The following is a 24,459-nucleotide window of genomic DNA, read 5'->3' as shown; positions in this document are numbered from 1 at the left end:
CAAGAGTTTGAAAAAGTAAAAAGAGATAGAGAGGGCCGCTAAAGCGGCCCTCTTTCATTTATACAACTTTCGCTATTTTTCTTTTCAATATGAGGGCCGTGATCAGAGACACAAGTAAACCCACCGGCAAAATTTCGATGTAGGTAAAGAGCACAAAGAACAACGGGTTCTTGTACATCTCTTTTTGTGTATTCATTTGTTCCGTAAGTTTTTGAATTTCGGCCGGAGTTGAAGTTGCCCTTTCATTTTCAATTACCTGGGCACAGTAACGGTCCATAAAATCGGGCATATAAAAATTGTAAACAATTGCCCACATGATCACATACATGGTAGAGCCGATGAGTGCAATCAATAAGCCCATCTTAAAAGCTTTTCCAAAACTGATAACGCCACCGTTTTGTTTATCACGTTGGTTTTTTACAGCTACATAAATCAGAGAAAACGCCACCAGCATACTCAGGTAACCAATGATCATAGAGCCAGCTCCATGATCGGCGGTATTACTTTTATACATGGTGATCATACTGATGGCCATGATGGTAGAAACAACCAATCCTGAAATGAGACCGAAAACAAGAACATTCTTTTTCATGTGCAATTTTTTTATGCAGTAAAGATGGTGTTTCCGGTGGCGAAAGTTCTCATACTAAAGTATGAAACTACTTGAACAGCAAGGAATTTATACCAAAGGATGAGGGTTATGCAATCAATTTCAACTGCCTTGCCTTTTCAATGGCTTGTGTACGTCTCTTTACATCGAGTTTTTCAAACAGTTTCGAGGAATGTGTTTTCACTGTTGGCAATGAAACAAATAATCGGTCGGCAATTTCCTGGTTGCTTAACCCTTCGGCCATTAGTTGCAGCACTTCCATTTCCCGATTGCTTAGACCCAGTTTTTGTTTTTCTTTCTCCATTGCTTCCAATTCTGCGGCTGAGAGTTCCTGGAGATACACATGTTTTTCCACCACCACCGTTTGTATTTCGGTTTTTGGTTTGATGAGTTTTAACGCCAGCCAAATGCCAAGACCGGTAAACACAACCGCAATGCTGAGAATATAGAGCTCGTGGGAATGATTGATGAGCACCAGCTTGTACTGCAGCAACTGCAGCAAAAGCAAAATGCCAACCATCAATGCAGCATAAAGCAGTACCTGTTTGTATTTCTGTAGAAAGCGGCGCATTGCTCTACGAATGTACGGCTGTTGATGATATGTAAGAAGTGGCGGCATGAACACTGTTGATGGTTTAATTACTACCTTTAAAACTGCCCGGATAAAACGCAGTTATAAATCAAGATGAAAGATAACTTGTCAGATGCCTCCATTGAGCCGCTGCTGCACTACTTTGAAATGCTCATTCCGCTGAATAAAGAGGAGCGTGAACAGGTGCGTGAAAAATTCAGGCCACGATTATACCGCAAAAAACAATATGTGTTGCAAGAGGGAGATGTATGCAACCAGATGAACTTTGTGCTGAGAGGCTGTTTGCGTATGTACAAGATCGATGATACCGGAGGCACGCATTTATTGCAGTTTGCAGCAGAAAATAACTGGATCACTGATCTTGGAAGCTTTCATAGTGAAGAGCCATCAACATTAGCAATCGATGCACTAGAAGATTCGGTTGTATTACAGATCAATCAGAAAGATCTCATTTCATTATATCTCTCAGCACCAAAATTCGATCGCATTTTTAGAGTATTGATTGAAAATAGTTATGTAAGCCTGCAAAAAAGATTGCTGCAAAACATCAGCAGCAGTGCCGAAGATCGTTATCAATCTTTTTTAGAGACCTATCCACATCTTGTAAATCGCTTGCCCCAAACACAGATCGCTTCTTTTCTGGGCATCACTCCCGAGTTTCTCAGTCGCTTGCGTAATAAACTCAGCAAGCCAAAGTCTTGATGTAGATCAAGTGTATTTCTTAACATGGGTCATTGGTAAGCTTTGCTGATCAACCCAATTTTGTATTCATAAATCATTCATTAAAAAACAGGTTATGAATACAACAACAAAAGTGGCTGTGATCGGGTTAGGAAATATCGGTACAGCGGTAGCAAACAATTTAGTAAAAGGCGATCGTGCAGTAATTGTTGCCGACAGAACAATTGCAAAAGCAAATGCATTAGCGCAACAGTTGGGAAGCCGTGCACAAGCAATGGAAATTCCTGCAGCTATCAAAGCAGCAGATATTGTAGTACTGGCCATCTGGTTCAACGCTACAAAAGAAGTATTACAGCAATATGCAACAGAACTGGAAGGGAAGATCATAGTTGATCCTTCGAACCCGATTGCACCAGATGAGAATGGTGGATTTAAAAAGATCATTGGCGAAAAGGAATCAGCAGGCGAGATTCTTGTTTCGTTGCTTCCAAAAAATGCAAAGCTCGTAAAAGCATTGGGCACCCTGGGTGTTGCGTCGTTAACGAATGCAGCTTTTCAACAACCGGCAAATGTGTTGTTTTATGCAACAGATGATACCAGCATCAACAAAGAAGTAGAGCAATTAATTCATGATAATGGATTTGAGCCCGTTCGTGTTGGTGGTCTTGATCAATCGATCCGTATTGAAGTGTTTGGTGACCTGCATGAGTTTGGCCCATTGGGTAAACCAGTTACCAAAAGCGAAGCAATTGTAAACTGTAAGATGAATTAGTATTTAATAAACAAGTAAAAAACATGAATACCACAAAATTGTTTACAACCCTCTTTTCCGTTTTGGGAATCTCATTTAGTCTTATTGCCCAAAAGCCGGAAAAATTTCAAAACTTAAAGTTTGAAAAACAAACCTTCGAACTTCATAACGTAACCGGGGAAATAATAAAATTTCAGGGCGAGCAGGTATTAAAAATCGAACGAGATTTAAATGCACTCCCTTTTGACAGCACCAACATTGAAGCAACAGTTGATGAGCCACACTATGCACGGCTTATTGGTTTGGATGATTTTGAAAATGGTACGATCGAAGTGAAAATGTATAGTCAGCTACAGAATCCTGCGCCTTATTCCGGAGTTGCAGGATTTATAGGAGTCTATTTCAGAGTTAAAGAAGACGACTCAGCTTTTGAGGGTATTTATGTACGGCCAAAGGTTGGCAGAGCTACTAATCAGCAACACAGGAATCATGCAGTACAATACATCTCGTATCCACATTACAAATTTGATACCTTACGGAAAATAGCACCCTATAAATATGAAGGCTCCGCCCCGGTTGCCTTAAATGAGTGGATCACCATGCGGATTGAAGTGAATGGCGAAACTGCCGAAATGTTTATAAATGATATGAAGTATTCCAGTTTTATTGTAGATAAAATGTTAGGCAATCATAAAAAAGGAGGAATCGGTTTGTACGTAGATATTGGCACTATAGGGTATTTCAAAGATTTGAAAGTAACAAAGAGAGCATTGAAAGTAAAAACGAAAGCTATTGAGAAGATAAACGGTATTTAATATTTTCTTTGCTTCGTTTGATGTTTTAAGAATCTGAAGTTGATAAAAAAGTAATGAGCGACTGTATATATTACAGTCGCTCATTTTTTATTGCGATTCCTTCCAATACTTGTGGCTTGCTCTTTCCATCAAACGCAATCACCATTGTTGTTTCTGCGGAAAGTATATGATTGTGCTCCACAAACTCTGTCCAATTAAAATTGATGGGTAACATCGCAAAACGAAGTTTGTGATGATTGAGTTTGTGTTCTTCAATCAGTTGCTGTTTAGTAGCAGCATCTGCTTCAGGTAATAAAACCAACACGGGTTTTATTTTATGCTGTAGATAATAATCGATCGTAATCAATTGTTGCAGCACTACATCTTCTGGATAAGCTTCTTTTGCATAAGCAAACAACTGCGTGTACACATCTTTCAGATCATGTTTGTGAAGATCGCAATGTTCGGAAAAGGAATTGCCAAGACCTTGTAAGAAATCGAACACACTGTAATACGCCGTTACATATTTCAATGTGTTGATAGCACGTGGCTTGTTCCAATACATTTCTAATGCTTCTTCGGCCAGCACCACCTGCTCCAGTTCAGCCTTACTCATGTATTTGCTTTCAATGATCTGATAAGGAGCAACAGGATCGTACACATAACCATGCACGGCTGCTGTTTTACGCACCGGTGTTCCTTTTAAAAACTTCAGGAAGCCCAATTGTAATTCAGGTGCAAAGAGTTTGAACACTTCTTCGAAACTGTATTTGATGTCTTCAAAATAATCGAGCGGTAAACCAACGATGAGATCAAGATGAAGATCAACTACATCCTGTACTTGTTTGATGATGCCTTTTGTTTTTTCGAAATTCTGTTTGCGGCTTACTTCCAGGTTTGCTTTTTGATTCACCGTTTGAATACCGATCTCAAAACGGAACAAACCCTTCGGCACTTTCTCATTGATGAACTTGATAATATCGGCATGCAGAATATCTGCCGTTATTTCAAACTGGAATACATTGCCCGGTTTATGATTGTCGAGAATAAACTGAAATACATCCAGTGTAAAATCACGCTTCATGTTAAACGTACGGTCGAGGAATTTGATCACACGGCCATGCGTCATTAAATAAAGCAAGTTGCTTTTGATATCTGTCATCGGCAGGTAACGTACATTGTTATCGAGACTCGCCAAACAGAAACTACATTTGTACGGGCAGCCACGGCTTGTTTCAATATAACACACTTTGTTATACAAGTCTTCAACCGGATCGTTGATGTATGGATTCACACCAATGAAATTGCTTACATCATACGTCACAGATTTCTCTTCGTAGCGTACTTCGCCACCAACTTTATACACAAGATTGGGAACTGCTTCTACATTCGGGTAATGGGTTAAAAATTCATGGAACGGAATTTCACCTTCGCCACAAATAATATAATCAATGCAATCATGTGCAATGATCTCCTCCCATTCGTAGCTCACTTCCGGTCCGCCCAATAAAATTTTACAGTTGGGATTGATGGCCTTGATGCGTTGCGCAACTTTCAATGTTTGTGTAATGTTCCAGATATAACAACTGAAAGCCACCACATCATATTCGGCACATTCCTTCGCCATCTCATCCACATTCATGCGGATGGTAAACTCCTTCCACGACAAACCTTCGTGGTGCTTATTCAACTCATACAAGATCCGGATCGCCAGGTTGAGGTGAATATATTTTGCATTAAGAGTGGTGAGTAACAAACGCATTGGGCAAAAATAGTTCATCTGGGGCAAGGTGACTCATCCTCATCCTAAGCTTATCGAAGGATAACTTACACGCTCTTAGAATCAATTTGTTATCATTTGAATAAGTTCAATCAACAAGCGAACAATGCCTAACCATTTTAGAAAATCAACCTTTCTTAGTCTTTTTAAGCAGCTTCTAAATCTTTTGATGCGTTTAAAAATGTCATTTTTCATAACTCCGTTTACTATAAATAGGTGTTCTTGCTGTCGTGATCAAAATGGGTGATCAGGGGCACTTGAGGGTTGTTTCAAAGAATCTTCGCCAAAAATTTGCGTAAGCAAATACTTACATATACATTTGTGTAAGTAAATACTTACGCATTAATATGGCATACGAAGCAAGAAGAGATGTGTTCCAGGCAATTGCCGATCCAACACGCAGAGAAATTATTGGTTTGGTGGTAAAGCAGCCGCAGAACCTGAATGCCCTCGCTGAAAATTTTAATGTAAGCCGACCGGCTATTTCGCAGCATGTGAAAATATTGACCGAATGTGGTCTTATCACCATTAAGCAGAAAGGGCGTGAGCGTTATTGCGAAGCAAAACTGGACGCACTCAACGAAGTATCAGCATGGATTGAACAGTACAAACAATTCTGGGAACAGAAATTGGATGCTTTAGAAACTTACCTGGAAAAAATTCAGCAACAACCAAAAGCAAAAAAGAATGCCCGCAGAAAATAATACATCTGATCGTTCCATTCGCTTAACAAAACAGCTCAATGCTCCTGTTGAAAAAGTATGGGAAGTATGGAGCAATCCCAATCATATTAAACATTGGTGGGGGCCGGATGGCTTTACCAATACCATTACAAAAATGGATCTGCAGCCCGGCGGCGAATGGTTATTAGTGATGCATGGGCCGGATGGTACTGATTACGATAACAGAAGTGTTTTTACCGAAATAGTTCAACACAAAAAGATCGTTTACGAACATATCAGCGGACATTATTTTATTGCAACGATCGACTTTGAACCGCAGGATAATACAACCGTAATGCATTGGGAAATGCTGTTTGAAACAAAGGAAGAATATCATCAGTTTGTTGAAGTATACAAAGTAGGCGAAAGCCTGCAACAGAATATTGAACGGCTGGCACAATACATTAAACGTTCAAATTAATCATCATTAAACGAAAAACATGCCTGCAGAAAATAATACCGCCGATCGGGAGCTTCGTTTAACTCGATTGCTGAATGCACCTGTTGAGCTGGTGTGGGAAGTATTTACTGATCCCGAGCATATCAAGCATTGGTGGGGACCAAACGGTTTTACCAATACCATTACCAAAATGGATGTGGTGCCCGAAGGTGAGTGGGACCTGGTGATGCACGGGCCTGATGGTACTGATTATAAAAACAAAAGTGTATTTAAAGAAGTGGTGAAACACAAAAAGATTGTGTACGTGCACATCAGTGTGCCGAAATTTTTAACCACAATTGAATTTGAAGAGCGTGGTAAGCAAACACAAATCAGCTGGCACATGCTGTTCGAAAGCAGAGAACAGTTTATACAGGTGGTAAAAACATTCAAAGCCGATGAAGGTCTTACACAAAATATTGACAGGCTCGAATACTACCTCAAGCAGCAATTATTGAATCAACAACCTTAACCATTAAACACATCATCATGCAAAAAGCAAACGACATTGTACTCGAAAAAATTTATAAAGCACCTGTTGCACTTGTATGGCAGGCCATTACCGATGAGCAACACATGCGTAACTGGTATTTTGATTTTAAAGGACAGTTTCAATTAAATACTGGGCATTCATTCGATTGGTATGCCGGCGACCTTAAAGACAAGCAATGGTTGCATCGTGGTGAAATGCTGGAGATCATCCCCAACAAAAAATTGGTGCATACGTGGACCTATCCCGGTTACAGCGGCAAAGCCATTGCTTATTGGGAACTGAGTGAGGTAGATGCGCAAACTACAAAACTCTACTTCCGTTTTGAATTTGCTGAACCGTTTGATGCAAGTGAACCTGCATTGGTGCGTGGCAATTTTGTAAATGGCTGGAACGAACTTATCCTCAACAGTCTTACACAATATCTCAACAAACAATAAACTATATCATCATGTCAACAGTTAAAGAACAGTTTTCAATTACACGTACATTCAAAGCAAGTAAGCAACAGGTGTTTGATGCATTTGCAAATGCAGAAGCATTAGCCAAATGGTGGGGGCCTGCAAAGATGCCCATTGATGTACTACAACTCGATTTTCGTCCGCAAGGCATTTTTCATTATAGCATGAAAGCCGGTGAGGTTTTACGTTATGGTGTATTTCATTATGTGACAATTGAAGAACCGAATCGCATTGAATGGATCAATTCATTCGCTAACGAAGCAGGAGAAATTATACAGGCACCTTTTCCGGGATTGGTTTTTCCAAAACAAGTGATGAATATATTGACGCTTACAGAAGAGGATGGTATCACTACATTACACTTAACAGGCTATCCGATCAATGCAAACGAAGAAGAAGAAAATACGTACTATAGTATGTTTGCAAGTATGAACCAGGGTTTCACAGGTACGCTTGATCAACTGGAAGAATATTTAAAAACTGTACAGTAACATAATGCATGACAGCTATTATTATTGATAGCTGTCATGCATTTTACTTCATCACTAACCTGCTTCTTTCCAATGCTTCTGTGAAACTCGTTGTTACATTTGATTTGCCGATGGCAAACAACAATCTTGCATCTTTCAATTCTTTCATCACCTGGTTGCTGTGCACTTCCGATAAAATAAGTTTCGTCCCTCTTCGCTTCGATTCTTTGTACACTTCCTCAATGGTCTTGATGCCGGTTGCATCAATAATGGGCACATGACGCATTCGTATAATCAATACGTTCGGTGTTTCTTCAATCAGCTTCATGGCGTCTTTAAACTTGTAAGCAGCGCCAAAAAACAGTGGCCCTGTTATTTCAAATACATCCACTCCATCCGGAACCTCGTAATTACCGATCGCTTCTTTATCCTGCTCATCAGAATTGTCTGCTGCTTCTCCCGAAAGCAAACGCACATCACTGAACTGGATCATTTTCCGCATGAATAAAAAAGCAGCCAGAATCATTCCTATTTCTATTGCAACTGTGAGATCAATAAATACGGTCAAGAAAAATGTTGTGAGTAAAACAGCAATATCACTTCGTGGTCCTTTTAATACCGAACGGAAATTTTCCCACTCGCTCATATTGTAAGCGATCACCACCAATATTCCTGCTAATGTTGACATAGGTATCAATGCTGCCCATTTCCCAACAAACAACATAATGAGCAATAACGTAACTGCATGCACTATGCCTGCTACGGGTGTACGTCCACCATTCTTAACATTGGTGGCAGTGCGTGCAATTGCACCTGTTGCAGGTATGCCACCAAATAAAGACGAGAATATATTCGCTGTACCTTGTGCAATCAGTTCCATATTCGATTTATGATTGCCTCCTGTCATACCATCTGCAACCACTGCAGACAATAATGATTCAATTGCGCCAAGCAAAGCAATGGTAAAAGCAGGTTGCACCAAACTTCTGATTGTTGCAAAATCCAGATGAGGAAATGAAGGTGTTGGAATGGAAGAAGGAATTGCACCAAACCGGCTGCCGATAGTTTCAACAGGCAATTGAAAAATTGAAACTGCCGCAGTTGTTACTAAAATAGCAATGAAAGTCCCGGGTATTTTGTGTGTTACTTTCCCCCAAAGTAATACGATCAGCACGGTTGCCAGTGCAATACCTGTTGCGTATACATTCATACTGCTGAAGTGAGTAATGTAAGCGCTCCATTTATCGGTGAATTCGGCAGGCACTGTTCCCATCTTCAGTCCAAAAAAATCTTTCATCTGAGATGAAAAAATAATGATCGCTATCCCACTGGTAAAACCAACAATAAGCGGATGAGGAATAAACCTGATCACAGATCCCAATCTGGCCAACCCCATAATGATCAACAGAACACCTGCCATGAAGGTGGCAATGATCAATCCGTTTACACCATGTGTTTGTACAATACCATAGACAATTACAATAAATGCACCTGTTGGTCCACCAATCTGTACACGGCTTCCACCTAATGCCGATATAATAAACCCGGCAATAACAGCAGTAATCAATCCTTTTTCCGGAGAAACGCCACTGGCAATAGCAAAAGCAATAGCGAGTGGTAATGCTACAATGCCAACAATAAGTCCCGCCATCAGATCTTTACTAAACTGTTGACGGTTGTAGTTTTTAAGGGTATCAAAAAGTTTGGGACGAAACATGATTATAAAGTGAGTTTTAGTGGTTGCCTTCGCTTCGTGTAATTGTAATAAACATGAAGTGATCTTTTTTGTACATCTTCATCAGCAGCAATTCTTAGACAAGTAAAAGGAGGATGCTGTTGGGTACAGCATCCTTGGTTGTTGTCAGGGCTTCCGTTGTGACGGTTTAATTTCTAAGACATGTTACAAGACGCCTTTTATACTTTGATCCAGAATTTCAACAGCTCGTTTGCTTCACTACCTACAAGATGGTAATCAGATGGTATTTCTTCTTCCAGGCTGTGAAAGGTTGCCAGTCTTGTACCGGCAGGTTTTTGCTGCAGTTTTCTGAATAAATAACGGTTGTAGTAGTTGTACAATTCAACTGAGTAATCAATACTGTCATCTATTTTATCGGTACCCGTCAGGTTTTCGTAAAACGGGTTATAAAAATAAAAATGGTCGTAACGATTAAAATCTAACTGTGTGAAATTCCCTTCAATAAAATGCACATTCTCTAACTCTAATTCTGCTTTTGCATGCTCAGCATAGTGGAGCAGCCATTTCCGTTGTTCAATGCCATAATAAAATGATTTGGGTTGATGTTGTGCAGCAGCAAGACAAAATTTTCCAACACCGCAACCAATATCAAGAATAGAAGTATTGGGTTCAGCAGCCAGGAAATCAGCTGCCTTGCGTGCTATACTCAATGCCGTCCAATGTTTAAATGCCAGTGCTTTTATATAGTATGGATAAAGATCATCGAACTCCTTGTCAGAACGAAACCATTTATCTCTGTATTTATTCTGTTCAAGAAAGTGCATAATTTTTATTGAGGATGATTAACTCTTGGCATACTTACTTTTGGTATGTATACTATATTCCTTAGGTAGTAACAGTCCGTTGCGTTCATCAGGTTGAAATGGAATAATCAATGCAACCCAACCTAAATTTTCAGGGTTATGAAGCAACAGCTCATAATTGCCTTCTAAAAAATGATCATTGATCTGAATGATCTTTCCATCCACCGGCATATGCGCTTCAATTTTGTAATCGTTGTAATGGATTGATGCAATTACTTCGCCTTTCTTTTTTACACCGGGAGCTTCATCAAACTTCATCTGTTGCACATTCCTGAAACCCGTTAATTTAAACCTGCATATCCCGGTATAGGCAACGGAACCCTGGAAATCGATCCATTCATGGTCATGAGTGAAATAAAGGTTTTTCTTGAATCGGTTATTCACTTGCATAGTGCAAAGCTACCGGCGTGTGCCTTCCGTTGCGGTTAACCTTATCACTCATAAAAGTGATATTTATCAAGTTTTATTAAACTAAATTTGAATATTCTACAATGAGTATACGCAGTCTTTTCCCTTTTGAAAAATGGGATTTTAAAAGTGAATCCATTTTGGCAGGTCTTCCACCGGAAGATTATGCTCTTCTTACGCTGCACCAAACAGAACATCTTTATGCAAAAGGAGAAATCATTTTCAGGGAAGGTGGTTTTCCCACAGGCATCTTCTTTATCAAGGAGGGAAAAGTAAAAAAATATAAAGCAGATAAAGAGGGCAGGGAACAGATCATTTATGTTGCCAACACCGGTGAGCTCATTGGCTACCATGCCATACTTGCGCAGGATCATTATCCTGATTCTGCAGCTGCCTTAGAAAACAGCAGTATTGTTTTTATTCCGAAAGAAGATTTCCTGGAAGCCATGCAACAATCGGAAGTATTAAGTAAACGGTTATTGAAAACACTCAGTCATGAATTTTCTGTGTTAACCAACAGCCTTTCTTTATTCACACAAAAATCTGCAAAGGAACGGCTGGCCATACAGCTCATCATCCTGAGAGAAAAATATAAGGTTGATTTTAAACCAGGCATGCATGTAGAAATAAACATGAGCAGGAAAGATCTCGCCAATCTTGTAGGCACAGCAAGAGAAAACGTAGTGCGCTTGTTAAGCGAATTAAAGCAGGAAGGTATTTTAGAAACAACGGGCAGCAAGATCACGATCCTTAATATTGACAAACTTTTATCGATCGCCAAAAGCTGAAAGAAAATACTGACAACCTCAAGAAATTATTTCATTAAGGATTGCTGATCTCCCAACCATCCGATAGCAATGAGCTCAACGAGTGAAACTATTTACTGTACAGCAAAAAAGTAATCTTTCAGCTATGTCAGGGCCAAGCAGCTTTCCTCACCCAAACAACAATTTCCGAAACGCAACTGCCGCCTTATGCACCAACTCGTTCCAGTCATCGGCGGCATCTCCATTGGCACCATCAGAAATGTATTTCAAACAGAGAAAAGGAATATTCTCCTGCATCGCAATTAAAGCAAGTGGATACGCTTCCATATCAACAACATTATAGTCCGTTGCTGTATGGCTCATTTCAAAATTATCGCCTGTGCCGCAAATGCTCTTTGGCAAGCCATCGATCTGTAAGCCGTATTGCAGTAGACGATCGATACCGCTCAACGGTGTTTCGTAAAGTTGAAAACCAAGTCCACGTACATCCATGTCCCGTTGTATGAATTGTGTACAGCAAACAATATCTCCTTTGTTGAATATGCTGCTTCCTGCTGAACCAAGATTGATGATCATAGCTGGTTTATGCTGTGCAATGTATTTGGTGAGTGCATACGCTGCACTCACTTTTCCAATACCGGTGATGAGTGTGTTGCAATCGGTAAATTCCTCTGCTGCTTCCGATTCAAGTGCAAAAACATACAAGGCTTTCTGCAAAGGAAGGTTCTGCGAAAGTGGGTGAAGTAAAGACATGTTGCAAATTAAGGAACGAATAGTATTTGAATGGTACAGGTTTGTATTTGGTTTCCGCCAAAGCAAATCATTTTTAAAAGGACTTCTTACATTTGCTTCACTCATGTACAAGCAACAACTCACCAAAGAACAGGCGCACCAGAAAGCAAAGCACTACTGTGCTTACCAGGAGCGTTGTCATAGTGAGGTAAAAGAAAAACTGTATGGCTTCGGGTTGCGTAAATCTGATGTGGAAGAGTTATTGTCGAAACTGATTGAAGAAGATTATCTGAACGAAGAGCGGTTTGCCGTTCAGTTCGCCGGTGGGCGTTTCCGTATGAAGCAATGGGGAAGGGTGAAGATCAAATACGAACTGAAACAAAAATATGTAAGTGAGTACCTGATTAAAAAAGCAATGAAAGCGATCGATGAAGAAGATTATTGGGCCACTGCGCAAAAGCTGTATGATCAAAAATTGAAACAACTGAAAGGTGAAACAAATATCTTCATCCGCAAAAGGAAGATCACCGATTATTTAATGCAAAAAGGCTATGAACAAAGCATCATTAGCGAATTGTTACGTTAAGCTTCATGTTCTGATTTTTAGTAATCTTGTAACCACATGTTGAAACCAGCCATTGTATCCTTCCTTCTATTTTCCTGTTTTGCCTTTGTACAGGCCCAGGACAAGGCGGCTGTTTATACCAAAGAGTTTACGTTAATTACCGAGAACGATAATTACAATTTCACCAAGCAGGATCGTTATTATTCCAACGGTCTTTTTCTTCGCTATCAATGGCTCGCAAAAAATACTTCATCGTCAAGACTGGCTACCAAACTCCATCGTGTTGAAGCCGGGCAAATGATCTATAACCCACATCTCAACCGTCGCTCATTGGAGCAGGTACTGGAGCGGCAGGACCGTCCTTATGCCGGTTGGTTGTATACAAGCTACGGACAAACCAATGTGTTTAACGATGAACGTGTATTGCTGTTCGATGGAGCAGTTGGTATTGTTGGTCCCGGTGCAAAAGGAAAAGAAGTACAAACGAATTATCATAAAATCATTGGTCTGTATAAACTTTATGGATGGGAAAACCAGGTGCAAAACGAACTAGGTGTAAATGCATCGGTGCGTTATTATCAGCCACTCATCGCTGCTACAAAAAACTTTAGTCTTCACGCCACAGGTAAAGCAACATTAGGCAATACGTTTACCAATGCATCAGCCGGCGTATTATTGAAACTCGGCTGGTTGGAAGATGAACAGTACACAGCTTACTGGACAGGCCGCCTTGGGCAAAACAAACAACAGCAACGACATCAAACTGAATTCATCTTTTTCCTTGAACCCACACTCATGGCGCAGGCATACAATGCAACTGTGCAGGGAGGTTTGTTCCGTGAGGAGAAAGGCAACTATACTTCAGAACTGAATCCGTTGATTTATATCGTTAAAACAGGAATCATGCTTTCAAACCGCCAGACTTCCTTCTCAGCTTTTTACCATATCAAACAACGGGAAGCGAAAACCATGATCGATCCGTTTGAAGTGTACGGTGCTTTTGCATTCAGCATCCGCTTTCGTTAACTTCGCTGCATGAGTCATCTTACATTCACACTCATTCAAACAAATCTTCATTGGGAAGATAAAGCAGCCAACCTGCAGATGCTGGAAGAGAAGATCAATTCTATTCAACATCCCACACAGATCATTGTGCTTCCTGAAATGTTCAATACCGGTTTCAGTATGAAGCCGGAAGAACTAGGTGAAGATATGAATGGCCCTACGGTTGAATGGATGAAAAAGATAGCAGCAGAAAAAAGGCTGATCCTTACGGGTAGCTTGATGGTGAAAGATGAAATAGTTCAGGCTGGCGAAACCATCCCTACCCTGCAATATTTCAACAGGCTGATCTGGATGTTACCGAACGGGCAATATGGTGTGTATGATAAACGTCATTTGTTTGCATATGCTGATGAAGACAAACATTATACAGCAGGCACTAAACGTTTGATCGCTTCGGTGAATGGCTGGAAGATCAACCTGATGGTTTGTTATGATCTTCGGTTCCCTGTTTGGGCAAGACAGCAATCAAACGATGATGAACCTGAATTTGATATATTGATCTATGTTGCCAACTGGCCCGAACGAAGAGTGCATGCATGGAAAACATTACTCACTGCAAGAGCCATCGAAAATCAATGCTATTTGATTGGCGTGAACCGAACCGGCAATGATGGCAACAGCATTTATCACAGTGGTAACAGCATGGTCATTGATGCAATGGGTGAAGTGTTGTATGAAAAAGAACATGAAGAAGATGTGTTCACCATTACACTCTCCAAAGAAAAACTTGAAGAGATACGTCATAAGCTTCCTTTCTTAAAAGACGGAGATGCGTTCAGCATTCTTCCATAATATAACATGCTGGCATTTTACAATGGAACAGTTTTTACCGGTGATCGTTTTATAAACGGTTATGCTGTGTTGGTAAGCAATGGAATGATCGAGGCAATATTACCTGCAGCTGATCTTGCTGCTGATATCGATCGTTATGATCTGGAAGGTAGTTTATTAGTACCTGCATTTATTGATCTGCAATTGTATGGCGGCAACGGCTTGTTATTTTCAGAAGCGTTGAATGAAGATGCAATACTTGCGACAGATGCTTATTGTGTAAGTGGTGGATGTACACGTTTCCTGTTAACGATGGCTACCAACAGCATAGATGTTTTTTTGAAAGGCATTGATATTGCAAAAACATTCCTGCAACAAAATGCAAATAGTGGCTTGATAGGGTTACACCTTGAAGGGCCGTATATCAATCCCTTAAAACGTGGGGCGCATTTGTCAGAGTACATTAAACAACCAACACTTGACGAAGTAAAGTTATTGGTTGATAAAAGTGAAGGCATTGTCAAGATGATGACACTTGCACCTGAACTGTGCAATGATGAAGTGATTCAGCTCCTGCTTGATAATAAGATTGTTGTTTCGGCCGGTCACAGTAATGCAACCTATGAACAGGCAACTGCCGGTTTCAACAAAGGCATTACAACAGCAACACATTTATTCAATGCCATGTCGCCTTTGCAGGGAAGGGAATTAGGCATGGTTGGCGCCATCTATGATCATGCAACTGCACATAGCAGTATTGTGTGTGATGGATTTCATACTTCTTTTGCCGCAGTGCGCATCAGTAAAAAAATGATGCAGGAACGTTTGTTTCTGATCACTGATGCAGTAGCTGAAACAAGAGAAGGTGCATATCAGCACTTATTAAAAGACGATCGTTATGTATTAACTGATGGAACGCTGTCGGGTTCTGCACTTACCATGATAAAGGCGGTGAACAATTGTGTGAACAATGCAGGTATTGAATTTGATGAAGCGTTGCGGATGGCTTCACTTTATCCTGCAAGAGTTGCACAGTTACATGATTTCGGTAAAATAGAAGAAGGGTTTAATGCCGATCTTGTTATTCTTTCCAAAGGTGGCTTGGTGAAACAGGTTTACCGGAATAACATGTTTCTTTGATGACAATCATCGCTACTTACAAAATAAAAGATGGACTACGGCAGGAATACCGCAGTCCCAATCAACATGAGTACCCTTGCAACATTCAATAGGCGGGTACTTCTTCTTGAGTTCGTTTCTTTTTTTGTTCCGGTATGTCTGGAAGTCGGTTTGACAGCGATTCCAATTGTATAGCTTGCGTTTTTGATCGTTTGTTGCTGAGATAGCGAAAGAGCTTCAATTTGTAGAAATCGTAAAAGATCACCACTACTAAAAACAAACTCACCACATAAAACAATCGAAAGCCCATATGCATATAAGTAATGCCCGACACAACTGCACCAGCCAGGTATGCAGCAGCAATAGATAATAACAGAATTGCTTTCCCTTTCATTTCCTTATTGTTTCGATATTCCTTGTGTGTGAACATCGAAAACAAAATACCCAGGTCAGTGGTAATGCCGGTAAGATGTGTGGTTTTCACAGCAAAATTTGAAATACTTGCCGTAAGTCCATTTTGTAAACCCATTGCGAACAACATTAACGCCAGCATGGCTTCTGTTTCAATGAGTGTTTCATTGTAAAAAAACTGCCCGTAGATACCCACTGCTACCAGGCAGATAATTTCCAGCACAATTGGTATTGCATGTGCTACATAGGTGTTTTTCTTATTCAAGTGTATGACAAACATGTTCGATACAAACCCTCCAAAGAAGAACAGGAAGATCCAGCCAAGTACAACGGCAGCCTGGTATAAATTTCCTTTTACCAATTCCGCCGCAAGAATGGCATAATGTCCCGTTATATTTGAACTGAAAGAAAAGAACAATAAAAGTGACGCAATATTGACCATGCCGGCCGAAAATGCAGTGAGCACGCCAAGTCTGATATTGTCACCTAACGTTCTGCTGTTACTGTATTTTCTGAGCATATGTTTCTGATTTTTCCCGTTCAAAAATTAATTGTGAAATCCCTCTTGCCTGCACATCCGATTCTGCATTAAGAATCATTTTATTATTATCTAAAACGGTTAGCTGATAATTTTCAATCCGGTCGTTTCCGTATTGGATCTGAAGTACATGACCCCTTCCTTTTATGCGCCAGGTTAAGAGCTCCTGCTGCCCTGCAATCTTTAATCGTAAATGCCCACCCGGTAAAAACTCCCAGTCTTCTGCTCTGTGAAAAGAAAACTCAGGTTGTGTTACTTTGGCTTTACTTGCTGCGGCAATATCTGCAGCAAAGGCAATTCCTGTTTCAAACTTCCAGTCTGTTTCTTTCCACTTTCCAAGGATCAGCTTTTCGGGATTTGCAGATGCATTGAACAACATGAAAACTCCAAGGATGCCACACAGAAACACAAGACTATAGGTAAGCACTAATTTCATAGATGTATAATTTGGTGTCAACTAACAGTTAAACGATTAAAAAACAACTCAGCCACTTTCCCTTTTTCAGGCATCGGCACATCTGATACTGAGCCTATTGTTTGAATACGAAGTTTACTTGCTTTGATATACGGAAGCAGGTCGAAACTGCTTTTGCTTTTGAACTTAGGATTGTAAAGAATGGGAATGCATACTTCATCAACACGGTTAGCTTCTGCATAATTGTTGAATGCTGCTTGTGTAAAACCACTAAACACGTCTTTGCGTATGCTGCGTATCTGCGATGCGTATTTATTTTTCAATACATGACAACCTTCATTAAACTCCCTGCTGGTTAATTCATCCAGCATGCGTGATTTGGAATAAAAAAGTAAACTCGTAATTGAATCTGCTTGGTGTAACCCGTGCAACAGGATAATGTTCAGCTTTACATCTGCGGGCTGCCCGTTCAAATAATTCTTTACAATGTTCAATGATGCAATGCTGAAGTCAGTTGGTATCAATACTGTTTTTTCCATAGCTATTTTGTTTTGCGTTTAGGATGCAAATTTGTTGTTGGAACATTAAAACGACTTTAAGCTGCTATTAGAATGTTGTTAGAATAACAGGACGGATATTAAAATGAGATTAAAAAAGACGCACTATTTTTTAACTGTTTAACAAACACAAATAACTGATGGAAGAATTGCTAAACAGGTTTTCGATTTTAATAAAAGCGGTGATTAATCGAAGCGGCCGATAGGAAGATTAATTTGTACTGTAGTGCCTTGCCCAACAATAGAAGAAACAAGTATTTCTCCATTATGCAAACGAATGATGTTACGGGTAAGCGGTAAGCCGATACCGTAACCTTCATATTTTAATGTGTTGGAAGCACGGAAAAAAGGATCATAAATATATTTCAACTCCTTATCAGGAATACCGATACCGTGATCCTTTACGATCACAAATACATTCTGATCAGATGCCCCGATGGATACATGCACCACATTGTTATTACTGTACTTGCATGCATTGCTGATGATGTTGCTTAAAGCAAGATGGAGCAATTGCTCGTTGCCTTTCACTTTCAACTTCACCGGGTTTTCGGGCAGGAGACTCATGTCGATATGAATACGGCTGTCAGTATTGATCTTTTCGATGGTTTCTTTTACATCCCACAGCAACTGATCGATACGGAGTTTATCAAACTTTTGATTTTTACCATTGAAGCCTGTTTGTGCAAGGAAGAGCAAGGCCTTTGTTTTTCGGTCAAGTGTTTCAGCTTCGTCTAAGATCACTTTGATGGTTTCAATATACTCATCTATGGTTCGGATCTTTGATAAGGTTACATCGGCTTCCCCAATGATCGCCGTTAATGGTGTACGAAGTTCGTGCGATGCATTGCTGATGAAATTATTTTGTGTTTCAAACGATGTTTCAATTCTGTCGAGCATATTGTTAAACGTGCGGGTAAGATCGGTCAGCTCATCGTTATTCATATTATTATCCAGGCGGAAATGTAGATTTTCAGAACTGATCTCTTTTACACGATCAGTTATTTTACGCAGCGGCCGAAAAACATAACGTGCAAAATATAAAGCAATCAATGCTGAAAAAAGAAAAGCAGCAATTATGGCGAAGATGAGTGTACGACGCAGATAAGCGGAGTGATGTAATTCAAAATAGTTTTGAGCCGACGCAATCACCACGTACTCACCCTGTTTACTTTTATAGCGTACGCCTTTATAAAACATGCTGTTTTTGTTGTACTCGCTTTCACCTTTTTTTATAACCTCGTTAAAAAAAGAAATAGGCAAACCAAGTTCCTGCGATTCATTTTTGAATGACTCACCCGGAGAGATACGGTAATAACGGTCTTTTTCCAGCGGCAGTTTTTCAAAAAACTCATTTCGCAGCGCTACCATTTCCTGCGAACTTCCTTCATGATCGAGTTCAACTTTCCCGGCAGTAACAGCACGTATTTCGAGCAGCTTATAAAAATCTTCGTACGAATAATTAGAAACAGAGAGGTACACAAAACCGCTAAACAACAGAATGATGCTTAAAAATGCTGTCAGCAATATAAGCGTGGTTTTGATCTGTATTTTCATTTTTATACTGTTGCCCTTTTCTATGAGAGCAGAAAGGATTATCCGTTATCTTTTAACACATACCCCATACCTATAACCGTGTGGATCAACTTTTGATCGGCATAGGTATCAATTTTTTTACGCAGATAATTTACATAAACATCTACCACGTTCGTACCAATATCAAAGTTCACACCCCATACTTCTTCAAGTATATCCGTACGGGACAGCACTTTGTTTTTATTTTTTATGAAATAGAGCAACAGCTTGTATTCGGTGCTCGTAAGTGAGACAGGTTTATTATCACGAACTACTTCTTTGCTGTAATCGTTCACTTCCAGGTCTGCATACCGGTAAATGTGGTCTTCCTGAATTTCCGGAATAGCCCCACCTGCTTCTGTACGGCGCAGCAATGTGCGGATGCGTGCAAGCAATTCAATAAATTTGAATGGCTTAACAAGATAATCATCAGCGCCTGTTTCTAAGCCCAACACAATGTTTTCAGAAGTGCCAAGAGCGGTTAAAAATAATACCGGGATATTATTATTCACCTTGCGTACATCCTTACATACTTCAAGCCCGTTTTTATCGGGCAACATAATGTCAAGGATAATCAGATCGAACTGGTTGTCATAAAAAAGCTGTAAGCCTGTATTACCGTCAAAGGCCACGGTTACATCAAAGCCTTCCTCAGTAAGACCCTTTTTAATAAAAGAAACCACATGCATTTCATCTTCAACCAGCAGAATCTTTTTCATACACATTGGTTTACTGCAACCTTTATTGGCCACAATAATGTGCAAAAATATCCTGAAACAAGTTAAACAAGATTAAAAACAGATTAGAGTATGGGTTTGAGTACCCTGATCTTAGATATAAACAGTAACTAACGGGAGCGATAAAGCGATCTTTTTACAGCCCGGATATGGACCATTTATAACTAACGCTTACGGATAGTTTCAATACTGTATACATCCAGCGGTTCTGCACAAAAGCATTGATACTTTTCATCTGTTTTCACCAGACAAGCTGATACTGCCAGATCATCTACCTGGTAAGTTGAACTGAGGTTCTTGAGCTTCACCGGTTTTGTAAATTCATCCGACTGGAAATACCAGCCCAACCCATCAACTGCAGGTTCACCACCCCACTGAATGGTTCCCTCAATACAATTTGCTTCTTTGGTGCAGGAAGTAAAAACGAAAGCGAATGCAATCAATGCACTATAAACCCTTTTCATGTGCTCATTTTTATTGTCAGAAATATTTCTATTTGGTGGCAACAATTGTGCTAACCAACATGTACCAATTCTGACAGATGTACTATCCTTTCCGTTGCATGATGAGCTGAACGGCTTTCTCCATTTTCGGATCACGGTTTTGCCTGATGCTCTCGGCACTGGCTTTTGCCTCTACATCGGGCAACACACCGTGGCCGTCTTTGGGGTAATCCTTATTATTTACAATGCGGTACAGCGGTAACCGCACCCGAAGTTTACTGTTTGGCAAGATCATCTCAGGAATAAACACACCGTTGTTACCATAATAGCCACCACCTGTTTCTTCACCAACAATTGTAACATTCTCCTGTCCTTTTACAACTGCTGCAAACAACGTAGTAGCAGAAAATGAAAACCCACCGGTAAGCAGGTACACCTGTCCGTTATAACGTTGTGGTAATGGTTCGTATATACGTTCATTAAAAAACCTGAACCTGTACTTTCCATCTTGTTGCTTTTTATTCAAAAAGAATAAACCAAGATTATAAATAAACCTGCGACTCACTTTTGCATCGCTTTGCACTTTTCGCTGAACAGAATAAATAGAGTCAGTAAACACAAACGGTTCCTTGCTGATGAAGCGTGTTAGGTATAATGATTTTTTGATGAGGCCGCCGCCATTGTTCCGCACATCAATTACCAGGTGCTGAATATTTTTCTTTTCTAACTGCTTAAACGCCCGCTTCAGGAAATGTTTCTGCAATGCCGGACCAAAACTGCTGATGCGTAATGTTGCAAATTTCTTTGATGAATCAATACTGAATGAACGGGTGCGTTGCAAACGTTGCTTTCTTTCTGAAATTTCAGGTTGTGAAGCCGGTGGGGTTTGTGGAGTAATGGAAACCGGTCGGCGTCTTGTTGTATCTCTTGCAGGATCAAACAACGGCAGCACAGTTCGTTTCACTTCACCCCTTGTATTTATATAGTTGATGGTGTAATTCTTTTGCAAACCAAATCGTATGTTATAATACGTGGTGAAGTTGTTACTGATATTCTGGTAGCTGAAATTTTTTGAATTACCATCAATAGACACAAGTGGCAAAAGCGAATCAATTACCTGTCTTGCTGTTAATCCATTGATGGAAAGAATCGGTGTTCCTGTTCTGATCAATGAATCACGACGATTAAGATTAGCAGTAACCACCAATGTCGAATCGTCCACCACTTTTGCAACAAAAGGAAAAGTTGGGAGACGCTTGCCAGCAATGAATTGATTATAGTTTTTAGAAAAACGCACACTGGTATGCCCGCAACGAATTGGGAAAATAGTTTCTGCAATTACATTCCTGAACTGTACTTCATTCAGCGAATCATTAAGCTTTTCATATGCCCGTTGAAATGAAGCATCCACTTCTTCTTTTGAATTATACCAGTAAAGTGAAGGATGATTTTTTTTGAATGTTTCTTCCATCACCTGCACATCTTCTTTCAACTGCTCCGGACTGTACTTACGTTCAGGTGTATAAGCAACACTTCCTGTTGCGGAACAGGAACTCAATGCATACAGAAACACTACTGCAATTACAAATAAGATGTTTTTCCTCATAAAACTATTTACCAAATGCATTCCATCCCTGAGCCGTCAGCTGATGTTTATTGCCACCTCTTGTTATGATATGCGCACCTTCTGCTGCTGCTGTAATATGACCTACGATCCTGATGCCGTTCACATCTTTTATCTTATCATAATCACTTTGTGCAATGGTAAAAACCAGTTCATAATCTTCACCTCCACTCAATGCACAAGCGGTTGGATCTAATTCTAATTTATACGCAAATTCTTTTGCGTCCGGATGCACAGGTATTTTGTCTTCGTAGATCAATGCACCCACTTCACTTTGTTTGCAGATGTGCAATATCTCACTGCTGAGTCCATCGCTGATATCCATCATTGCTGTTGGTACAATTTTCTCTTTCTCTAAAAAGTCGATGATGTCTTTTCTTGCTTCCGGCTTTAATAAACGGCCAACAATATAATCCCTGTTTTCAAGATCAGGCTGCACACCTTTTGTTTCAAGGAAGATTTTCTTTTCCCGTTCAAGCAACAATAAACCAAGATATGCACCGCCAAGATAACCGGTGACGCAGATCAGATCGTTTGGTTTAGCCGTGCTGCGTTTTACAAATTTATCGGGTGCTACTTCGCCAATAGCTGTTACGCTTATTACAAATCCTTTTGTAGAAGAAGTGGTATCGCCACCAACCAGATCAACCCCATATTCTTCACAAGCCACGTACACACCATCATAAAATTCTTCTAACGCTTCAAGACTGAAACGATTGCTCACAGCCAGGCTTAATGTGATCTGTGTAGGAGTCGCATTCATGGCATAGATATCACTCACATTTACCACCACACTTTTATAACCGAGGTGTTTAAGTGGTGTATACATCAGATCAAAATGCACACCCTCGATCAACAGATCGGTTGTAACAACAGTTTGTTTCCCGAAATGATCGATCACCGCTGCATCATCACCCACACCAAGAATTGTTGATGCGTTCTGATGCTCAATATTTTTTGTAAGATGTTCAATTAAACCAAACTCTCCGAGAGAGGATAATTCTGTACGTTCTTCACTCATTTCTAATTTCAGATTTTAGATTTACGATTTCAGATTCTTTCGAACCGATTTCTCAGTTTGTTTTTCAATTTCCATATTCTTTAAAGAAGTATTGATTGATGTAATAACAATAGACAATAATTCATTCGCCTCTTTATACAAATCTCTCAGTTCCTCTTTAAATGTTGGGTTAAACTCAGCCAGCAATTCAAAAAAATACATGCTTTCGTCTAACTCTTCTTCTACAATACGCAGCTTGTTAATAAAGTCAGGTTTCGACTTTGCCCTGCATGCCGCCCTGTAATTTGCTCCGCCAGAGGATGAGCTTCTTACAACCTGACTTACATACTCCTTATTAACGGCATTAAAAGGAAGTTTTAAGCATAGCCATCCTGTGTTGACAGCTAATTGCTTGGATCGTTTTTTTAGTTCATTCTTATCCATGGTGTTCAGGTTAATCTGAAATCGTAAATCTAAAATCTACAATTTCAGCAAGAACACATAATACTTCCTATAGCTTTTTCCTGTCATTAATCACTTCCACCAAATCATCATGAATTTTTCCGTTGGTGGCAACAATGTGAGGTTGATAAGGTGAATAATGATCGCCTTTAAAATCAGTAACCTTACCACCTGCTTCTTCCACCAGCAGAAAACCTGCGGCACTATCCCAAGCATTTAACTTATGTTCATAAAACCCATCAAAGCGACCTGCTGCTACCCAGCAAAGATCAATGGCTGCACTTCCTAAACGACGAACAGGAATACCCTTTCGGATAAACCGTTCAAACACCTGCAATGGACCGTTTGGCATATCGAGGTAAGTGTACGGGAAACCGGTAACCATACATGCTTTGATCAATTCGCTCTGTTCACTCACATGAATAGGTTTATCATTCAAATATGCACCTCCGCCACGTTCGGCAAAAAAGAATTCATTCATAAGCGGATTGTACACAGCACCCATGATCATCTTGCCATCTTTCTCAATGCCGATACTTACACAGCAGATAGGGATGCCGTTTGCAAAATTCACGGTACCATCAATCGGGTCGATGATCCATTTGTAATTTGAATCCTGCGCCATCTCTCCCGCTTCTTCACTCAAAATATAATGATCAGGAAATTCTTTCTTTATGACTTCAAAAATGGCTTTCTCCGCTGCATGATCAGCTTCGGTTACAAGATTGTTCACGCCTTCCTTGTTATGAACGATAAAATCACCATGAAAAAAATGCGTCAGTTGTTCTGCGCCTGCCTTGGTAGCAGCAATTAGGGTTTGTTTAAGCATGCGCAAAGATAACCCCGCAACACAGATTTGAGATTGCAGATTTTACCTGCCCGCCTTTTTATAATAATATATTTGCATTGGTCAGGCGGGGA

At 40.1% G+C, this 24,459-nt stretch carries 30 protein-coding genes; 13 read left to right on the top strand and 17 right to left on the bottom strand.

Features of this window, described 5'->3' with window-relative positions; all coding sequences use genetic code 11:
- Positions 1 to 58: 58 nt before the first annotated feature.
- Both VK159_RS16570 and VK159_RS16565 read right to left on the bottom strand, forming a co-directional pair.
- On the bottom strand, positions 59 to 592 hold the full coding sequence (locus tag VK159_RS16570) for a DUF4199 domain-containing protein (protein WP_324231279.1): 534 nt from the start codon (positions 590 to 592) through the stop codon (positions 59 to 61).
- A gap of 106 nt (positions 593 to 698) precedes the next feature.
- Positions 699 to 1,229 carry a response regulator transcription factor gene (locus tag VK159_RS16565; RefSeq protein ID WP_324231278.1) on the bottom strand — a complete coding sequence of 177 codons (531 nt, stop codon included), beginning with the start codon at positions 1,227 to 1,229 and terminating at the stop codon, positions 699 to 701.
- Positions 1,230 to 1,295: 66 nt separating this feature from the next.
- Here VK159_RS16565 and VK159_RS16560 point away from each other — a divergent pair, with 66 nt between their 5' ends.
- The 3 genes from VK159_RS16560 to VK159_RS16550 all read left to right on the top strand — a co-directional run bounded on the left by VK159_RS16560 (position 1,296) and on the right by VK159_RS16550 (position 3,449).
- Positions 1,296 to 1,904 (top strand): Crp/Fnr family transcriptional regulator, encoded by a 609-nt coding sequence (locus VK159_RS16560; RefSeq protein ID WP_324231277.1) that lies wholly within the window; start codon positions 1,296 to 1,298, stop codon positions 1,902 to 1,904.
- Positions 1,905 to 1,998: 94 nt separating this feature from the next.
- The gene (locus VK159_RS16555) at positions 1,999 to 2,655 is read left to right on the top strand and encodes an NADPH-dependent F420 reductase (protein WP_324231276.1); all 657 of its coding nucleotides are present in this window, start codon (positions 1,999 to 2,001) and stop codon (positions 2,653 to 2,655) included.
- A gap of 23 nt (positions 2,656 to 2,678) precedes the next feature.
- Positions 2,679 to 3,449 (top strand): family 16 glycoside hydrolase, encoded by a 771-nt coding sequence (locus tag VK159_RS16550; protein ID WP_324231275.1) that lies wholly within the window; start codon positions 2,679 to 2,681, stop codon positions 3,447 to 3,449.
- Positions 3,450 to 3,519: 70 nt separating this feature from the next.
- On the opposite strand, the gene VK159_RS16545 is transcribed toward VK159_RS16550, so the two are convergent.
- Entirely contained in the window at positions 3,520 to 5,208 is a 1,689-nt protein-coding gene (locus VK159_RS16545) for a B12-binding domain-containing radical SAM protein (protein WP_324231274.1), read from the bottom strand.
- Between the two features lie 347 nt (positions 5,209 to 5,555).
- Here VK159_RS16545 and VK159_RS16540 point away from each other — a divergent pair, with 347 nt between their 5' ends.
- The 5 genes from VK159_RS16540 to VK159_RS16520 are packed head-to-tail and all read left to right on the top strand — an operon-like array spanning position 5,556 to position 7,811.
- A complete protein-coding gene (locus tag VK159_RS16540) occupies positions 5,556 to 5,912 on the top strand; it encodes a metalloregulator ArsR/SmtB family transcription factor (RefSeq protein WP_324231273.1) in 357 nt (118 codons plus the stop codon).
- Positions 5,896 to 6,351, top strand: coding sequence for an SRPBCC family protein (locus tag VK159_RS16535; RefSeq protein WP_324231272.1), 456 nt, complete (start codon positions 5,896 to 5,898; stop codon positions 6,349 to 6,351). The genes VK159_RS16540 and VK159_RS16535 overlap by 17 nt, the downstream gene beginning before the upstream one ends.
- 19 nt (positions 6,352 to 6,370) lie before the next feature.
- Positions 6,371 to 6,841 carry an SRPBCC family protein gene (locus tag VK159_RS16530; RefSeq protein ID WP_324231271.1) on the top strand — a complete coding sequence of 157 codons (471 nt, stop codon included), beginning with the start codon at positions 6,371 to 6,373 and terminating at the stop codon, positions 6,839 to 6,841.
- A 17-nt stretch (positions 6,842 to 6,858) separates the two neighbouring features.
- Positions 6,859 to 7,299: an SRPBCC domain-containing protein gene (locus tag VK159_RS16525; protein WP_324231270.1), complete on the top strand. Its 441-nt coding sequence runs from the start codon at positions 6,859 to 6,861 to the stop codon at positions 7,297 to 7,299.
- A gap of 11 nt (positions 7,300 to 7,310) precedes the next feature.
- Positions 7,311 to 7,811 (top strand): SRPBCC domain-containing protein, encoded by a 501-nt coding sequence (locus tag VK159_RS16520; protein ID WP_324231269.1) that lies wholly within the window; start codon positions 7,311 to 7,313, stop codon positions 7,809 to 7,811.
- 43 nt (positions 7,812 to 7,854) lie between these two features.
- Here VK159_RS16520 and VK159_RS16515 read toward each other — a convergent pair whose 3' ends face one another.
- From VK159_RS16515 to VK159_RS16505, 3 genes are all read right to left on the bottom strand, one after another.
- A complete protein-coding gene (locus tag VK159_RS16515; protein ID WP_324231268.1) occupies positions 7,855 to 9,507 on the bottom strand; it encodes a SulP family inorganic anion transporter in 1,653 nt (550 codons plus the stop codon).
- A gap of 197 nt (positions 9,508 to 9,704) precedes the next feature.
- The gene (locus VK159_RS16510; RefSeq protein WP_324231267.1) at positions 9,705 to 10,310 is read right to left on the bottom strand and encodes a class I SAM-dependent methyltransferase; all 606 of its coding nucleotides are present in this window, start codon (positions 10,308 to 10,310) and stop codon (positions 9,705 to 9,707) included.
- Positions 10,311 to 10,328: 18 nt separating this feature from the next.
- Complete coding sequence (locus tag VK159_RS16505; protein WP_324231266.1) at positions 10,329 to 10,739, bottom strand: hypothetical protein; 411 nt, start codon at positions 10,737 to 10,739, stop codon at positions 10,329 to 10,331.
- Between the two features lie 101 nt (positions 10,740 to 10,840).
- Between VK159_RS16505 and VK159_RS16500 the strand changes: the two genes are divergently transcribed.
- Entirely contained in the window at positions 10,841 to 11,545 is a 705-nt protein-coding gene (locus VK159_RS16500; protein WP_324231265.1) for a Crp/Fnr family transcriptional regulator, read from the top strand.
- Between the two features lie 147 nt (positions 11,546 to 11,692).
- Here VK159_RS16500 and VK159_RS16495 read toward each other — a convergent pair whose 3' ends face one another.
- Complete coding sequence (locus VK159_RS16495; protein ID WP_324231264.1) at positions 11,693 to 12,277, bottom strand: hypothetical protein; 585 nt, start codon at positions 12,275 to 12,277, stop codon at positions 11,693 to 11,695.
- Here VK159_RS16495 and VK159_RS16490 point away from each other — a divergent pair.
- Genes VK159_RS16490 through nagA form a run of 4 tightly spaced genes read left to right on the top strand, consistent with a single transcriptional unit; the run spans position 12,276 to position 15,797 of the window.
- Positions 12,276 to 12,842, top strand: coding sequence for a regulatory protein RecX (locus tag VK159_RS16490; RefSeq protein WP_324231263.1), 567 nt, complete (start codon positions 12,276 to 12,278; stop codon positions 12,840 to 12,842). The two genes, VK159_RS16495 and VK159_RS16490, sit on opposite strands and share 2 nt — an antisense overlap.
- Before the next feature lie 36 nt (positions 12,843 to 12,878).
- Positions 12,879 to 13,847 (top strand): lipid A deacylase LpxR family protein, encoded by a 969-nt coding sequence (locus VK159_RS16485; protein WP_324231262.1) that lies wholly within the window; start codon positions 12,879 to 12,881, stop codon positions 13,845 to 13,847.
- A gap of 9 nt (positions 13,848 to 13,856) precedes the next feature.
- Positions 13,857 to 14,678, top strand: a complete 822-nt coding sequence (locus tag VK159_RS16480) for a nitrilase family protein (protein WP_324231261.1) — start codon at positions 13,857 to 13,859, stop codon at positions 14,676 to 14,678.
- A gap of 6 nt (positions 14,679 to 14,684) precedes the next feature.
- Complete coding sequence (gene nagA / locus VK159_RS16475; RefSeq protein ID WP_324231260.1) at positions 14,685 to 15,797, top strand: N-acetylglucosamine-6-phosphate deacetylase; 1,113 nt, start codon at positions 14,685 to 14,687, stop codon at positions 15,795 to 15,797.
- An 85-nt stretch (positions 15,798 to 15,882) separates the two neighbouring features.
- On the opposite strand, the gene VK159_RS16470 is transcribed toward nagA, so the two are convergent.
- From VK159_RS16470 to VK159_RS16425, 10 genes are all read right to left on the bottom strand, one after another.
- On the bottom strand, positions 15,883 to 16,707 hold the full coding sequence (locus VK159_RS16470) for a YoaK family protein (RefSeq protein ID WP_324231259.1): 825 nt from the start codon (positions 16,705 to 16,707) through the stop codon (positions 15,883 to 15,885).
- Positions 16,688 to 17,161, bottom strand: a complete 474-nt coding sequence (locus VK159_RS16465) for a hypothetical protein (RefSeq protein WP_324231258.1) — start codon at positions 17,159 to 17,161, stop codon at positions 16,688 to 16,690. The genes VK159_RS16470 and VK159_RS16465 overlap by 20 nt, the downstream gene beginning before the upstream one ends.
- Positions 17,162 to 17,178: 17 nt before the next feature.
- On the bottom strand, positions 17,179 to 17,679 hold the full coding sequence (locus VK159_RS16460) for a hypothetical protein (RefSeq protein WP_324231257.1): 501 nt from the start codon (positions 17,677 to 17,679) through the stop codon (positions 17,179 to 17,181).
- A gap of 204 nt (positions 17,680 to 17,883) precedes the next feature.
- Entirely contained in the window at positions 17,884 to 19,254 is a 1,371-nt protein-coding gene (locus tag VK159_RS16455; RefSeq protein ID WP_324231256.1) for a sensor histidine kinase, read from the bottom strand.
- A 38-nt stretch (positions 19,255 to 19,292) separates the two neighbouring features.
- Positions 19,293 to 19,991, bottom strand: a complete 699-nt coding sequence (locus VK159_RS16450) for a response regulator transcription factor (RefSeq protein ID WP_324231255.1) — start codon at positions 19,989 to 19,991, stop codon at positions 19,293 to 19,295.
- 182 nt (positions 19,992 to 20,173) lie between these two features.
- Positions 20,174 to 20,473, bottom strand: a complete 300-nt coding sequence (locus tag VK159_RS16445) for a hypothetical protein (RefSeq protein WP_324231254.1) — start codon at positions 20,471 to 20,473, stop codon at positions 20,174 to 20,176.
- 82 nt (positions 20,474 to 20,555) lie between these two features.
- Positions 20,556 to 22,058, bottom strand: a complete 1,503-nt coding sequence (locus VK159_RS16440; RefSeq protein WP_324231253.1) for a S41 family peptidase — start codon at positions 22,056 to 22,058, stop codon at positions 20,556 to 20,558.
- 4 nt (positions 22,059 to 22,062) lie between these two features.
- On the bottom strand, positions 22,063 to 23,097 hold the full coding sequence (thiL, locus tag VK159_RS16435) for a thiamine-phosphate kinase (protein WP_324231252.1): 1,035 nt from the start codon (positions 23,095 to 23,097) through the stop codon (positions 22,063 to 22,065).
- Between the two features lie 21 nt (positions 23,098 to 23,118).
- Entirely contained in the window at positions 23,119 to 23,520 is a 402-nt protein-coding gene (locus tag VK159_RS16430) for a four helix bundle protein (protein ID WP_324231251.1), read from the bottom strand.
- Between the two features lie 67 nt (positions 23,521 to 23,587).
- On the bottom strand, positions 23,588 to 24,367 hold the full coding sequence (locus VK159_RS16425) for an inositol monophosphatase family protein (protein ID WP_324231250.1): 780 nt from the start codon (positions 24,365 to 24,367) through the stop codon (positions 23,588 to 23,590).
- Positions 24,368 to 24,459 lie beyond the last annotated feature (92 nt).

Origin of the sequence: Lacibacter sp. (assembly GCF_035299325.1) — a bacterium.
In the GTDB taxonomy this organism is placed as follows: Bacteria; Bacteroidota; Bacteroidia; order Chitinophagales; family Chitinophagaceae; genus Lacibacter.
This window is presented reverse-complemented; position numbering and strand designations above follow the sequence as displayed.